Source organism: Clostridium estertheticum, from assembly GCF_011065935.2.
Lineage (GTDB): Bacteria > Bacillota > Clostridia > Clostridiales > Clostridiaceae > Clostridium_AD > Clostridium_AD estertheticum_A.
On the sequence record NZ_JAAMNH020000001.1, the window covers coordinates 575,659 to 590,779 of the forward strand.

The following is a 15,121-nucleotide window of genomic DNA, read 5'->3' on the forward strand; positions in this document are numbered from 1 at the left end:
TCCTAAACAAAAGCACAAGTTGTATTCAATACATCTTGTGCTTTTCTATACAACATATTTACAGTTGCTGATATTCATGTCTAAAATGGAGGATTTACTGCAAATTAAAGTGTCCTCTAACAACAAAATCTAGGTAGATAAGCTCTTGATTGTTTGTATATATAAATATTATGGTCTTATAAGGGAGTGATATGGTGAATAGTATATATTGTGAGATGTTTGGAAATTTTTGTTTAACTGTCAATGAAAAAGAAATATTCTTACCTTACAGTAAAGCGCAAGGGCTCTTTTGTTATTTACTTATAAATAAACAAGATAACAGAGAACATATCTCAGAACTTTTTTGGGCTAATCAAGAAGAAGGCAATGCTAAAAAAAATTTAAGAAATGCTATATATAAAATAAATAAATGCTCTAATATTCCAGTATTGGTATCGCCTCAAAAATCAATAATTATGCTTAATCCAGATATAAAAATAGATGCGGATGTATATAAGTTTATGGGTGATGAAAATGAAATAAATGTTTTTAAGGGAGAATTTCTACAAGGATTTTGTCCTAAAAATGCAGAGAATTTTGAAGTTTGGCTATTAGAAATGCGGGAAAATTTGGAGTGTATTTATATTGAACGATTAAATGCGAAAATAGAAAAAGAATTAAAAAATAATAATTATGATATTGTTGAAAAATATTCAAAGCTATTAATAAAGGTAGATGAATTCAATGAAAATGCATATATATATTTACTTGAAAGTTATAAAAACCAAGGCAAATATAACATGGCAATTGAAACATATAATAATGTTAAAAAATTATTTAAAGATGAATTATCGATTACTCTTGATGATAAAATATTAAACGTAATTAATGAAGTAATAGATGTTATGAATACAAAAGAAAGTAATAAAAAAACTGATGAATTTTTCTATGGAAGATATAATGAATTAAGAATATTACAAAATAATTATAATGATTTTATAAAGAATGAACCTTCTAAAGCCATGTTTTTGGTAGGGGAAGCCGGCATAGGAAAAACAAGATTAAAAGATAAATTTGTAGAAATAATAGATAATGAAACAGCTTATATTTTAGAAACTTATTGTTTTCAATTTGAAAAGGATTGCATTTTGAAGCCTTGGAATGTTATATTATCTAAGCTTTCTCAAATTATGAAAAATGAAAATGTAAAAATTCCAACTTTGTGGGAAAATATTATAGAACATTGTTTTTCTGAGTTTAATGATTTAGATAATAAAGAACAAAGTACTAAAATTTTAGAGAGTAATTATGCGTTAAAATATGAGGTTATTGAGAATATAATAACTAATATTCTTACTGAAATAGACCATAAAAAGAAAATAATACTTATTTTTGAAGATATTCAGTGGATTGATTATGGTAGTTTAATGTTTTTAAGTAGCATGATTTTGCATGGACATACTAATCTTTTGTGTTTAATGACATATAGAAACGAATACAACATCGAAATAGATAAATTTCTAGTTTCTGCAAATAAACATAATAAAATTTTAAGGTTGGATTTATTAAGATTTGATAATAATGAAGTAGAAAATTTTATTAAAATTGGTCTTCCAAAAAAGAATTTCACTAAAGAGATATTAAATAAAATTTATAATGAAACTGAAGGAAATGCATTTTTTTTAACAGAATATATTAATACTATAAAGTTTAATAGTGATATAAATATTATGTCCTCGAAAATGCAGGATGTAATGAAAAGCAGGTTTTTAGATATTTCAGAGGAGTGTAAAAACATTTTAAGAATTTCATCTTTATTTTTTGATGAAATTCCTTTATATATTTTGCATGAACTTACAGGGGAAGATGAACTTAAGATAATGGACGCAATAGAAGAACTTGAAAATAAATTCATTTTAAAGGAAATAAATAACGATAATATTATAAGCTTTATGTTTACCCATCAGAAATTAAGAGAATTTATTTATATTAATCTATCCACGGCAAGAAGAAAAATTTTTCATAATAGGGTGGGTTATATTCTTGAAAAGAATTTAACAAACAATAGAAGCGACGTAACCGTTTACAATAAACTTGTTTATCATTTTTCAAATGCAGATAATAATTTAGCAACATTAAAATATAGCATAAAAAATTTAAATGTATATTTAAATTTTAGTCATGAACTTTATCCCATACTATATGATAAGGATGTTAATTTTTATAATAACTTATATTTTAGCAACAGTAAAACCATTAAAAGCATAAAGAAAATAGAAATTCTACTATTAAAAGTAAAAAATGACTGTAAAGATTCTAAGGAAGTTTTAAAATTAGACATAGAGTTTCTACATATTAAAGGAAGATATCTTATAAGAGAAGGAGATTATGAAAAAGGTGTTGAGTTTATAAATGAAATGATAGAAAAGGCTAATGAAATTAGTGATTCAGATTACGCTATAGAAGGATACAGGCAGATGATTTATTATTGTATACAGACCAATAGTATTGATGATATGATAAAATATGTAAGCCTTGGTTTAGATAAAGCCGCGGATTGTAATTATCATATGGAAATAGGCATTTTTCTAAGGTTTAAAGCATTATATAAAAAAATGCAAGGAAATTATAGCGAAGCAGAAAAACTCTTTAATGAATCTATAAATATCTTTAATGTAACTAAAAGTGTAGCTGATAAATATGCCTTGAGTATAGCAGCTGCTTATAATTACATCGGAGATATAAGAAGACAACAAATGAAATTTGAAGAGGCTTTAGAATTTTTCACTAAAGCAATAGAAATATGTGAAGAAAAAAACATATTTACCAGTCTTTCAATTTTTAATATAAATGCTGGTGAAACATGTTTTAATATGGGAGAGTATTCTCATGCGAAAAAATATTTTCAAAAGTCTATGGATATATATAAACAATTCGATTTAATGTGGGAAAAGTCTATCGTAGAAGCATTTATGTCTCGAATAATAATTAGTGAAGGAAATTATGAAAGTGCTTTAGAATATTTAAAAAATTCGGATTCCCATTCAAGGTTGCTAAAAAATCCTCATGAAATCGGGATAGTAAATATGGTAAAAGCTCAAATAAAATATGAAATGAAAAATAACGATAAATTAAATAGAGTTTTTAATATATACTTGAATGAAACTTTACAATCTTATTGTGAAAATAGTATTAAATTTTTAACCACATCAAGGGATAATTATGAAATAAATTTGTTGAAAACTTTAATAAAACAAGAGAGTATTATCTGATGGGGGTATGATATTCTATTCTCTGAGAGCTAATATATCTATAGTTATACTATTGATATATTAGCTCTCTATTTATTTTACCAATAAAAGTATTTTATTAACTTACAAAAATATTTTATTAACTTACATTCTTAGCAATTCAAAAAAAAGTTGTGAGTTTTCTAAAAGATAAGAGATAAAGCTGAAAAATAGACGTTTTAATGACTAGCTAGTATTAAAATATGATTATAAGTAAAAAAAATCGGTGTACAAGCAAGTACACTAGATATATTAAGGAGGGACAAGTGATGATTAATAATATTGACATAAAAGATGCAATGACAATTGCTTTAGATGATTATTTACCTAATATGCCTGAATTTACTAAGGGAATAAGAAGAGCTCCAGATAGAGGGTTTCATCTTTCAAAAGCTCAGACGGAAATAGCAATTAAGAACGCACTTCGTTATATTCCAGAAAAGTATCATGAGGAGCTTATACCAGAATTTATGGAGGAGCTTACAACAAGAGGTAGAATATACGGATACAGGTATCGTCCTGAAGGAAGAATATATGGAAAATCAATAGATGAATATGAAGGAAGATGTACTGAAGGTAAAGCTTTTCAGGTTATGATTGATAATAATCTTGATTCTGATGTGGCTTTATATCCTTATGAACTTGTTACTTATGGTGAAACAGGAAGTGTATGCCCAAATTGGATGCAATATAGATTAATAAAAAAATATCTAGAAATAATGACTCAAGACCAAACCTTGGTTTTAGAATCAGGACATCCTCTTGGACTTTTCAAATCAAAACCTGAAGCACCAAGAGTAATAATTACAAATGCGTTAATGATAGGCATGTTCGATAATCAAAAGGATTGGGAAATAGCAGAGGAAATGGGTGTTGCAAATTATGGACAAATGACTGCAGGCGGATGGATGTATATAGGACCTCAGGGCATAGTTCATGGTACATACAATACACTATTAAATGCAGGGAGGATGAAGCTAGGAATCCCAAATGATGGTGATTTAAGAGGTCATATATTTGTAACATCAGGTTTGGGCGGTATGAGTGGTGCTCAGCCAAAGGCGATTGAAATAGCAAATGCTGTAGGAATTGTAGCGGAGGTTGATGAATCAAGAATTCAAACAAGACTGGATCAGGGATGGATTATGAGACAATCTTCAGACCTTGATGAGGTATTCAAAATTGCTGAAGAATATTTGGAAAAGAAAGAGCCGATGTCAATTGGATATCATGGAAATATAGTTGATTTATTGGAGTATATAGTAAAAAATAATAAAAAAATTGATTTATTATCTGACCAAACATCTTGCCATGCGGTATATGAAGGTGGATATTGTCCGAGGGGAGTAACATTTGAGGAAAGAACAAATCTACTTGCGAAAGACAGAGATACTTTTTGTAAATTGGTAAATAAGAGCTTAAGAATTCACTTTGAACTTATAAAAATATTAGTTGAAAGAGGAACATACTTCTTCGACTATGGAAATTCATTTATGAAAGCAATTTATGATGCTGGCGCTGTGGAAATATCCAAAAATGGAGTAGATGAAAAAGATGGTTTTATATTCCCATCTTACGTAGAAGATATAATGGGGCCACAGCTATTTGACTATGGTTATGGACCATTCAGATGGGTATGCTTAAGTGGAAAAAATGAAGATTTAATAAAAACAGATCATGCTGCAATGGGATGCATAGATCCAAAGAGAAGATATCAAGATAGAGATAACTACAACTGGATAAGGGATGCAGAAAAAAATAATCTTGTGGTAGGCACCAAAGCAAGAATACTTTATCAGGATGCTACAGGAAGAATAAACATAGCTCTTAAATTCAATGAAATGGTAAGAACCGGCGAGATAGGACCTGTTATGATGGGTAGAGATCATCATGATGTAAGTGGTACTGATTCACCATTTAGAGAAACTTCCAACATAAAAGATGGAAGTAACGTTATGGCAGATATGGCTGTTCAGTGCTATGCAGGAAATGCAGCAAGAGGTATGAGTCTTGTAGCACTTCATAACGGTGGAGGTGTAGGAATCGGGAAATCAATAAATGGAGGATTTGGTCTTGTACTTGATGGAAGTTATAGGGTAGATGAGATAATTAAATCTGCACTTTCATGGGATGTTATGAGTGGAGTTGCAAGACGTTCATGGGCAAGAAATGAACATTCTATAGAGACAGTTATAGAATTTAATAATACACATAAAGGTACAGACCATGTTACTATTCCTTTTTTAACGAATGAAAAGCTTGTAGCGGATGGAGTTAGTAAGTATTTCGATAAGTAATATAGTTGAGAGGGATGCATTTATGAAAAAAAAGAATTTACTTATAAAAAATGCCTCGGAGCTTGTTACCTGCAGCGGTAGCAAGGCAAAATACGGTGAAGAAATGAAAAATATTTATACCATTAAAAATGGAGCCGTTGTCATTGAAGATGGAATAATTAAAGCTGTTAATACTACAGAAGAAATATTGAAAATTTACAATGAAGAAGATTATGAAGTTATAGATGCATCTAACAAATGTGTACTTCCAGGATTTGTAGATTCTCACACTCATTTTATATTTGGTGGCTACAGGGCAGATGAATTTGCTTGGAGACTCCGTGGAGACAGTTATATGGATATAATGGAGAGAGGCGGTGGAATACAAAGTACAGTAACCTCAACAAGGAATTCTTCTGAAGAAGAACTTTATAATGTTGGATTTGAAAGGCTTAATGACATGCTTAAGCTTGGAGTAACAACTGTAGAAGGTAAAAGCGGTTATGGCCTTGATTTTGACACAGAAATAAAGCAGCTTAAGGTTATGAAGAAGCTTAATAAAGATCATGCTATGGACCTGGCAATTACATTTTTAGGTGCACATTCAGTTCCACCTGAATACAAAGGGAAAAATAATGAGTATATTGACTTCATTATAACGAAGGTACTCCCTGTGATTAAAGATGAAAATCTTGCAGAGTTTTGCGATGTTTTTTGTGAAGACAAAGTTTTTTCTATAGATGAATCAAGAAAACTTCTTTTAAAAGCAAAGGAAATGGGTTTTAAACTTAAACTTCATGCGGATGAAATAATCACTCTTGGAGGGTCGGAGCTTGCAGCAGAAGTTGGCGCTATATCAGCCGACCATCTATTGCATGCGTCAGACGATGGAATAAAAGCCATGGCAGAGAAAAAGGTGATTTCTACTCTCCTTCCATGTACTGCATTTTGCTTAAAAGAGCCATATGCAAGGGCAAGGGAAATGATTAGTAGTGGTTGCGCGGTAGCACTGGCATCAGATTTTAATCCAGGGAGCTGTTTTACATATTCAATACCCTTGGTATTTGCAGTGGCAGCTATATATATGAAGATGAGTATGGAAGAGGCTATAACAGCACTTACAATAAACGGTGCTGCTGCTATTGGTAGAGCAGATTCTATTGGAAGTATAGACCCTGGTAAAAAGGGCGATATTGTTATTTTGAAATATCCTTCTTATAATTTTATACCATATAATACAGGCATAAACATTGTAGAGACCGTAATTAAAAATGGGAATGTAGTTGTTAACCTATAATTAATCTTAAATAGTAAAGGAGATAATATTATGGCAAAATTAGTGGAATGTGTTCCAAATTTCAGTGAAGGAAGAGATAAGCAAATAATTGAAAGTATAGTTGATGAGGTAAGAAATACAGAAAATGTAAAACTACTTGACTATTCTTCAGATAAGGATCATAACAGGACAGTTGTTACATTTGTTGCTACACCTGAAGATGCTAAAAATGCGGCTTTTAAGCTAATTAAGAGAGCATCAGAGCTTATAGATATGCGAAATCAACAAGGTGCTCATCCAAGAATGGGTGCTACAGATGTGGTTCCATTTATTCCAATTCAGGATATTACTACAGAAGAATGTATCGAATTGGCTAAAGACCTTGGTAGAAAGGTTGGAGAAGAATTAAATATACCTGTTTATCTTTACGAAGATGCAGCTACTTGTAAGGAACGAACAAATCTTGCTAATATTAGAAAAGGACAGTATGAAGGATTTTTTGAAAAAATAAAACTTCCAGAATGGAAACCTGATTTTGGACCATGTGAGATGAATGAAAAAAGTGGTTGTACAGTTATAGGTGCTAGATTTCCGCTTGTAGCATACAATGTGAACTTAGGCACAGACAATATGGAAATAGCAACTGCTATTGGCAAGAATGTAAGATTTATAGGCGGAGGACTTAGATTTGTAAAGGCTATGGGCGTTAAACTTCATGAAAGAAATATAGTGCAGATTTCTATGAATCTCGTAAATTATGAAAAGACTGCTGTATATAGAGCGCATGAAATGGTTAAGATGGAAGCTCTGCGATATGGCGTTTCAGTTGTAGGTAGTGAAGTTATTGGATTAGTTCCTATGAAAGCATTGATAGATTGTGCTGAATATTACCTTCAAATAGAAAACTTTGATATAAGTCAAATACTTGAAAAAAGAATAGCGGAATAAGGAATTCAAAAAATAATTAAATACGATGAGGGGTTGAATTATATGAATATAGTTCCAAGTGATATTGAAATAGCTCAAAAGGCTAATATGCTACCCATTACAAAAATTGCTGAAAAATACGGAATTGGTGAGGATGAATTAGAATCTTATGGTAAGTACAAGGCAAAGGTCTCTTTAAGTATTTTTAATAGATTAAAAGATGAAGTGGATGGGAAATTGATACTTGTAACAGCCATCACTCCAACCCCTGCAGGTGAGGGGAAATCAACCACTACTATTGGTCTTGGAGATGCTTTAAATAGAATAGGCAAGAAGACATGTATAGCATTAAGAGAGCCTTCTTTGGGACCTGTATTTGGAATAAAGGGAGGAGCAGCAGGCGGCGGATATGCTCAAGTAGTTCCTATGGAGGATATTAACCTTCACTTTACAGGAGATATGCATGCTATAACTGCATCAAATAATCTTCTTTCAGCAGCACTAGATAATCATGTTCATCAAGGTAATAACCTTAAGATAGACATTAGACAGATTGCTTTTAAAAGAGTAATGGATATGAATGACAGAGCTCTTAGAAATATAGTTGTTGGTCTTGGCGGAAAGGTATGCGGTTTCCCAAGAGAAGATGGTTTTATGATTACCGTTGCATCAGAGGTCATGGCTATTCTTTGTCTTTCTAAGGATTTAATGGATCTTAAAGAAAGACTTGGTAAAATAATAGTAGCTTATAACATGGATGGTAATCCAGTAACTGCAAAGGATCTTCAGGTTAATGGAGCAATGGCTCTTTTGATGAAGGATGCTATAAAGCCAAATTTAGTTCAGACATTAGAAAATTCGCCAGCAATAATACATGGTGGACCATTCGCGAATATAGCTCATGGTTGCAATAGTCTTATAGCTACAAAGTTAGGACTTAAATTGGGAGATTATTTAGTAACTGAGGCAGGTTTTGGTGCTGACCTTGGGGGAGAAAAGTTCTTTGATATAAAATGTAGATATGGAGAGTTAAAACCAGCTGCTACAGTTATAGTTGCTACAATAAGAGCATTAAAAATGCATGGTGGAGTAGCTAAATCAGATTTGGGAATGGAAAATCTTAAAGCTCTTGATAGTGGGTTTGAGAATTTAATAAAGCAAGTCGAAAATATAAGAAAGTTTAATGTACCTGTAATGGTTGCTGTAAACAGATTTAGTAATGATACAGAAAAAGAAATAGAACTTCTTATATCAAAATGTAAAGATTTTGGAGTTGAAGTAGCACTTAATGAAGTATGGGCTAAAGGCTCAGAAGGCGGAGTTGAGATGGCACGAAAGCTTGTAAAACTTGTAGAAACAGAGGAATCAAATTTCAAACCTATTTATGATGTAAATAGTTCCATAAAAGAAAAGCTTAACATTATTGTTCGCGAAATATATGGTGGAGATGGAGTAGTATTTGAAGCAAATGCTAAAAAACAAATGAAAAAGATTGAAGAATTAGGTCTTGATAATATGCCTGTATGTATTGCTAAGACTCAATACTCTTTCTCTGATGATAGTAAACTTCTTGGAGCTCCAAAAGGCTTTAATATTACAATTAAAACTGTAAGGGTTTCTGCAGGTGCAGGCTTTATTGTATGTGAAGCTGGAGATATAATGACACTACCAGGACTTCCTAAAGTTCCAGCTGCACAAAAGATGGATATAGACGAAAATGGAGTTATAACAGGATTATTTTAAGCATATGTAAAGGGATAGAAAAAGGAGGGATTTACTATGTTATTAGTTAATAAAAGTGTTAGAGAATTCATTGATCAAACATCCCAAAATTGTCCTGTACCAGGAGGGGGAAGTATTGCGGCACTATCAGGTGCATCTGCAGCCGCACTTGTTTCAATGGTTGCAAGTTTAACCATTGGTAAAAAGGGTTATGAAGATACTGAAGTAGAGATGAAAGAAGTTTATGAACAGGCCAACAAATATAAAGAAAAGTTTATAGAGTATATCGATGCAGACTCAGAATCTTTTCATGGGGTAATGGATGCTTTCAAATTACCAAAAAACACTGATGAAGAAAAAGCTGCAAGGAAAGAAACTATTCAAAATGCATTAAAACATGCATCAGAGACTCCATACAAAATAGCAGAAGATGCATATAACCTTATGGATTACTCAGAAAAAGTAGTAAAACACGGAAATAAAAATGCAGTAACAGATGGTGCTGTATCTGCTATGATGGCAAGAAGTGCAGTTTTATCAGCACTTTACAATGTAAAAATAAATCTATCCTCAATCAAGGATAGTGAGTTTGTAGCTGCCTTTGAAAAAAAAGTATCTGCTCTTGAAACAAATGTAGTAGAAAGAGAAAAACAAATACTTAGCAAAGTAGTTATATAATAGGGTTACACCCCCAAGCCATAAACCCAATGCAAATCAACATTTGCCTTGGGTTATTTTTTAATATGTTTACATACTGAAAATTATATTTGAAATAAAATGATGCTAGCGGTGTAATTATAAATATATAAATAATTTGGGAGGCCAAATAAGATGTTTGATAAAAATTACAAAATAACAAATAAAACAGATTGGCAGGGACGAACTGATAGTGAAAACAATTATGATGCTTTTAGATGGCATCAATGTGTAAAGATAATAAATTTAAAAAGAGATGATTTAATTGCCTACACAGGAAAACTCGGATTTGCTTTTATTGGTTTTTGTTGTGATGAAGGCGTAAGGCTTAACAGCGGCAGGATAGGTGCAGCAAAGGGGCCGAAAAGCATTAGAAAAGAATTATCTAACCTACCATGTAATTTTTCACAAGAAGTAACACTTTTTGATGTAGGCGATATATCATGTGAGGACTGCACTCTTCCGGAAAGTCAAGCTCTTCTATCAAAAGCAATCGAAAAGATTTTAAGTTTAAATCTTTTTCCTATTATTTTGGGTGGTGGTCACGAAGTTGCTTTTGGAAGTTATATGGGTACGTTAAATTACTTATCACAAAAAAGTAAAGAACCTAATATTGGGATAATAAATTTTGATGCTCATTTTGATTTAAGACCTTACACAAAAGTAGCCAGTTCCGGAACAATGTTTAGACAAATAGCAGATATTTGTAGTGATAGAAATCTTCAATATTCTTATCTGTGCATTGGTGTTCAAAAGCACAGTAACACCATAGATCTTTTTAAAACAGCTGATAGCCTTGGCGTTAAATATATGCTTGCGAAAGATATTATAGATAGGGACAATTGGCATTTTATGGAGGAAATCGGTAATTTCATAAAATTAAGAGATCATATATATGTAACTATATGTTCCGATGTATTTTCTACAGCTTTTGCTCCAGGAGTAAGTTCGTCTCAACCCCTTGGGCTTGATCCTGAACGTGTATTAAAGTTCCTTAAATACATTTTAAGATCAAATAAAGTAGTAAGCTTTGATATAGCTGAAGTTTCGCCAAGATTTGACCAAGACGATGTTACAGCAAACTTAGCAGCTGTATTGATTTTTTCTGTTATCAATACACTTTGTGAAATAAATAATTTATCTATATAGATAGTGGGTATTGGAGTTGAGTTTAACAAGTCCAATGAATCATGTTTTTTAAAATAAATTACCGGAGGTTTTTAAATGAAAGGAAAAATGAGTACAAAGACTTTGGTTTCAACTTCCGTTTTCATTGCAATTGCAGTAATTCTAAGATCAATTAGTATAATGATTCCAATTGGTGGTGCAGGGGCTATGAGAATTAGCATTGATGGTATTTTCTATATTCTTCCTGGGATTATTTTCGGACCAATTTATGGGGCATTTGCTGGTGGTATTGTGGATATTCTTGCATATATTCTAAGACCTATGGGACCCTATATTCCACTATTTACTTTAACAACAATGCTTTCAGGTTTTATCCCGGGACTAATATGGAAATATACAAAGTTTGCGGGCACTGAGAAATTAGTAAAATACTATATTGCTTGTTTTACAACTTTAGGACTAACAGGAATTGTTAATACTATTGTAATATTGGTATTTCCAAAATCTAATTTAGGAAAATTAATATTTTCACTTGGAAAGAAAACTCAGTTTATTGGTATTGGACTCGAGATTATAGCACTGCTTGGCTTTGTAATTTTGTTTATTAATAATGTGATTAAAAGAAACAATAGTGAAAATAAACTATATGATAACTATATTAAAATGATTTTAGCAATAGGATTGCCTGCAATTCTAATTTCATCTATTAACACTTATTTTCTAATATTATTTATACCAGGACTTTCTAGTGTAGGTTTTATGGTTTTGTGGATTCCTAGAATTACTGAGGCATGTCTAATGATATTGATACAGTCATATATAATATCTATACTTTTAAATGTTTATGAATTAGTGTTTAGAATAGATCTTAAATGTTAAGTTTGGGATAAGTTATATATAAATTACAAATAAATTAAAATTGCAAAAGGAGAATCATAATGGAAAAACCAATGTTAAGCCCAAAGGAAATATGTAATTATGTAGAGGCCATGGGAATAAAAAAAGCAAATAATAAATTCGAACAAACCTTTATTCTAGGAATATTAGCAGGAGCATTTATAGCTATTGGAGGATTTGCAGCAGCTATGGCATCACATAGTATAGAAAATGTAGGCGTAGCTAAACTTGTTTCCGGAATAGTATTTCCAGTTGGACTTATGCTGGTTTTGATTTGTGGTGCTGAGCTTTTTACCGGGAATTGTTTACTTACTGTAGCCTACGCTCAAAAGAAAATAACACTAAAGAAAATGCTTAAGAATTGGACAATCGTATATTTTGCAAATTTCCTTGGCGCATTTATTATAGTGGTTTTAATATATTATAGTGGTTTATTAAGTACTAACGGGGGAAAGCTAGGAGGGTATGTAATAAAAGTAGCGGCTAATAAATGTGCGCTCACCTTTACTCAGGCTTTTACCAGCGGGATACTTTGTAATATTGTAGTCTCACTAGCAGTGTGGGGCTCCTATGCAGCAAAGGACGTAGTAGGCAAGGTATTTATTTCTTTTTTTCCAATAATGGCATTTGTTATTGCAGGATTTGAGCATTGTGTAGCAAATATGTATTATTTGTTATTAGGAGTGTTTGCAAAGACTAATCCTAATTATATAGAATTGTCCCACCAAACTGCAGAGAAAATAGGCAATATTAATTTTATACATGTAGTTCAAAACCTGATACCATCTACATTAGGAAATATAGTGGGGGGCGGAATTTTTGTAGGAATAGCTTACTGGTTAGTTTATATGAAAGCAACACCAAAAGTCGTTGACGTACTCATACAACAAAGGCATATATGAATTATTTCAAGTTATTTATATAATGGGCTTTAGGTTACTACAAAATTTCTTATTCTGTATATGACTTTAATACATCTAACTTTATTTTTTAGTAAAATCTAAAAGCATAAATGCAATTTGTATTTCTGCATCATTCATTAATAATAAATAAGGTACGCAAGGATTGGTAGAATGTAAAATCAAATCCATAGTTATACCATTGTTAGGTGACCATACTTTACGTGAAGCAAATCACTATTTACGTTTATTAAAAATATTTACAAAAGGAGTGTAAATCATAAAAAGTATGCAGTAGAATTTCTCTGCATACTTTTTATTTTACAAGTTTTTAAAGTTTAACATTTTTCATTATTGATTATGAGCAAAGCCTCCTACTTTTTCACCCTTTTCAATTTGCTTAGGTGCCGAGCATTTTTTAGCCTGTTTGATTATTTGAGAAAAATCTTTTGGTTTTCCAGTCACCCCATATAATTGAAACCTTAACTATTTTTACATCCTTAATGATCTATTGATTTAAGATTATTTTGGTTCAATATATGTCCTCCTTTTATATTAATTAATATTTAAGCCATATACTCCTATATATATTTTTATCAGATTGGGTTAGTGCCACTTAGAACTTGAGGAAGTAAGACATGCATAGTTTTGTAAGTTTTGTATAATAGAAATCCACATGATAAAACGACAAATCATGACAATGCAAAGACTCTTATTATACATTTTTATTTAATATAATATGTATTCTTCCTGACTTTTCATTATATAGGAAACAGCTTGCGGAAACCGCTGTGGATAACATTCTAGGTAAAATTCAGGTAGAAAAATTAAGATAAATATGAGATGATTAAATTATGAAAAAAAGTAAAATTACTATAAAACAAATATTTGAAGACCATTATCAAGAATTCTGGAAAAAGAATAAATAAAAATATCCTGAAAAAATGAGAAAACACATGAATGTCGAAGTAATGAAAATGATAGGATATGGAGATATTTCATTAGGGTTTGTTGCGTATATATGTTTAAAATGTCTAGAAGTATTTAAAATAGGGTTTACATGTAAAAGTAGATTTTGTAGTAAATGTGGTAAAAAATATATAAGCGAATGTGTAGAAAAACAAGTGAATAAAATTTTAGATGTACCACATAGACACTGTGTATTTACAATACCAGCTGAATATAGGAACTATTTTTACTGGAATAGGTAGGGTTTAAAAGATCTACAAGATATGGTATATGAGACTATAAACGGGTTTGCAAATGGTGTAAACTATAAAAATAGAGAAGACTATCAAAAAAAGAAAAGGAGTAAAAAAGGAGGAGTACTTTGGCAAAGTGGAATGATAGGAGCAGTGCATACATTTGGAAGGAATGTAGGTTTTAATCCACATGTCCATGCATTGATTCCAGAAATAAAAACAAGAGGTAAAGAAGTTAAGGATATGGAATACTTTGACTATAAATATTTTAGAAAAGTATGGCAGTTCAAATTGATAAATTACATGATTAGTAAAAGGCCAGAGAGGAAAGTAGAATACTTAAAAATGTTTAAAGATTATCCTAATGGATTTTATATAAATGCCAAATCGAGAATGAAAAGTGCAAGAGGTGCAGCAAGATACATAGGTAGGTACTTAGCCAGACCAGCAATAGCAGAATATAGAATAATTAGTTATGATGGAAAGAATGTAACGTTTTGGTATAAGAGTCATGAAACCAATGAGAAAGTAGAAGAAACAGTTACTGCACAAGTCTTTGTAGGTAGATTATTAATGCATATTACCCCAAAATATTTTAAGATGGTTAGACTATACGGAGTATATGCAGGCAGTATAAGTGTAAAAGTCCGGAAGTGTTTTGGGTTATTGCATTATATAAAAAGTGGTCTTAAGGCAATTTAGTGCACGCTAAAAATAAATTGGAAAAAGGAAACAAGAAAAATGAGTTACAGAGAATTAATGATTATTAATTTTTCAAAAGATCCGAGAAAGAGTTTAAAATGCGGCCAGCTAATGGAGTTATGGCAAA

11 protein-coding genes and 1 pseudogene are annotated in these 15,121 nt (G+C 31.2%); all 12 read left to right on the forward strand.

Translation table 11 applies throughout. The features are described from left to right. The first annotated feature begins 215 nt into the window (after nucleotides 1–215). The 12 genes and pseudogenes from G9F72_RS02700 (at nucleotide 216) to G9F72_RS02755 (ending at nucleotide 14,994) form a co-directional block, all read left to right on the forward strand. Nucleotides 216–3,251 carry a tetratricopeptide repeat protein gene (locus tag G9F72_RS02700; protein WP_224675934.1) on the forward strand — a complete coding sequence of 1,012 codons (3,036 nt, stop codon included), beginning with the start codon at nucleotides 216–218 and terminating at the stop codon, nucleotides 3,249–3,251. A gap of 287 nt (nucleotides 3,252–3,538) precedes the next feature. Continuing rightward, nucleotides 3,539–5,566 carry a urocanate hydratase gene (locus G9F72_RS02705; RefSeq protein WP_164959733.1) on the forward strand — a complete coding sequence of 676 codons (2,028 nt, stop codon included), beginning with the start codon at nucleotides 3,539–3,541 and terminating at the stop codon, nucleotides 5,564–5,566. A gap of 22 nt (nucleotides 5,567–5,588) precedes the next feature. Continuing rightward, entirely contained in the window at nucleotides 5,589–6,842 is a 1,254-nt protein-coding gene (hutI, locus tag G9F72_RS02710; RefSeq protein WP_164959734.1) for an imidazolonepropionase, read from the forward strand. 30 nt (nucleotides 6,843–6,872) lie between these two features. Next, complete coding sequence (gene ftcD / locus G9F72_RS02715; protein WP_164959735.1) at nucleotides 6,873–7,769, forward strand: glutamate formimidoyltransferase; 897 nt, start codon at nucleotides 6,873–6,875, stop codon at nucleotides 7,767–7,769. A 42-nt stretch (nucleotides 7,770–7,811) separates the two neighbouring features. Further along, nucleotides 7,812–9,491, forward strand: a complete 1,680-nt coding sequence (locus G9F72_RS02720) for a formate--tetrahydrofolate ligase (protein ID WP_164959736.1) — start codon at nucleotides 7,812–7,814, stop codon at nucleotides 9,489–9,491. Nucleotides 9,492–9,527: 36 nt separating this feature from the next. Then, nucleotides 9,528–10,148 (forward strand): cyclodeaminase/cyclohydrolase family protein, encoded by a 621-nt coding sequence (locus G9F72_RS02725; RefSeq protein WP_164959737.1) that lies wholly within the window; start codon nucleotides 9,528–9,530, stop codon nucleotides 10,146–10,148. A gap of 153 nt (nucleotides 10,149–10,301) precedes the next feature. Then, nucleotides 10,302–11,315 (forward strand): formimidoylglutamase, encoded by a 1,014-nt coding sequence (gene hutG / locus G9F72_RS02730; RefSeq protein WP_164959738.1) that lies wholly within the window; start codon nucleotides 10,302–10,304, stop codon nucleotides 11,313–11,315. A 75-nt stretch (nucleotides 11,316–11,390) separates the two neighbouring features. Then, on the forward strand, nucleotides 11,391–12,173 hold the full coding sequence (locus tag G9F72_RS02735; RefSeq protein WP_164959739.1) for a folate family ECF transporter S component: 783 nt from the start codon (nucleotides 11,391–11,393) through the stop codon (nucleotides 12,171–12,173). Nucleotides 12,174–12,232: 59 nt separating this feature from the next. Next, nucleotides 12,233–13,093 carry a formate/nitrite transporter family protein gene (locus tag G9F72_RS02740; RefSeq protein ID WP_164959740.1) on the forward strand — a complete coding sequence of 287 codons (861 nt, stop codon included), beginning with the start codon at nucleotides 12,233–12,235 and terminating at the stop codon, nucleotides 13,091–13,093. A gap of 151 nt (nucleotides 13,094–13,244) precedes the next feature. Continuing rightward, nucleotides 13,245–13,367: pseudogene (locus G9F72_RS02745) on the forward strand (DUF2935 domain-containing protein); the annotation flags it as partial. A gap of 667 nt (nucleotides 13,368–14,034) precedes the next feature. Then, entirely contained in the window at nucleotides 14,035–14,301 is a 267-nt protein-coding gene (locus tag G9F72_RS02750; protein WP_224675935.1) for a transposase zinc-binding domain-containing protein, read from the forward strand. A gap of 21 nt (nucleotides 14,302–14,322) precedes the next feature. Next, nucleotides 14,323–14,994, forward strand: coding sequence for a transposase (locus tag G9F72_RS02755; protein ID WP_164959742.1), 672 nt, complete (start codon nucleotides 14,323–14,325; stop codon nucleotides 14,992–14,994). Nucleotides 14,995–15,121: the final 127 nt, after the last annotated feature.

What these genes read in the sequence shown, in the direction of transcription:
- G9F72_RS02700 (WP_224675934.1), top strand. Translation starts at nt 216, where the DNA reads ATGTTTGGAAATTTTTGTTTAACTGTCAATGAAAAAGAAATATTCTTA.
- G9F72_RS02705 (WP_164959733.1), top strand. Translation starts at nt 3,539, where the DNA reads ATGATTAATAATATTGACATAAAAGATGCAATGACAATTGCTTTAGAT.
- hutI (WP_164959734.1), top strand. Translation starts at nt 5,589, where the DNA reads ATGAAAAAAAAGAATTTACTTATAAAAAATGCCTCGGAGCTTGTTACC.
- ftcD (WP_164959735.1), top strand. Translation starts at nt 6,873, where the DNA reads ATGGCAAAATTAGTGGAATGTGTTCCAAATTTCAGTGAAGGAAGAGAT.
- G9F72_RS02720 (WP_164959736.1), top strand. Translation starts at nt 7,812, where the DNA reads ATGAATATAGTTCCAAGTGATATTGAAATAGCTCAAAAGGCTAATATG.
- G9F72_RS02725 (WP_164959737.1), top strand. Translation starts at nt 9,528, where the DNA reads ATGTTATTAGTTAATAAAAGTGTTAGAGAATTCATTGATCAAACATCC.
- hutG (WP_164959738.1), top strand. Translation starts at nt 10,302, where the DNA reads ATGTTTGATAAAAATTACAAAATAACAAATAAAACAGATTGGCAGGGA.
- G9F72_RS02735 (WP_164959739.1), top strand. Translation starts at nt 11,391, where the DNA reads ATGAAAGGAAAAATGAGTACAAAGACTTTGGTTTCAACTTCCGTTTTC.
- G9F72_RS02740 (WP_164959740.1), top strand. Translation starts at nt 12,233, where the DNA reads ATGGAAAAACCAATGTTAAGCCCAAAGGAAATATGTAATTATGTAGAG.
- G9F72_RS02750 (WP_224675935.1), top strand. Translation starts at nt 14,035, where the DNA reads ATGAGAAAACACATGAATGTCGAAGTAATGAAAATGATAGGATATGGA.
- G9F72_RS02755 (WP_164959742.1), top strand. Translation starts at nt 14,323, where the DNA reads ATGGTATATGAGACTATAAACGGGTTTGCAAATGGTGTAAACTATAAA.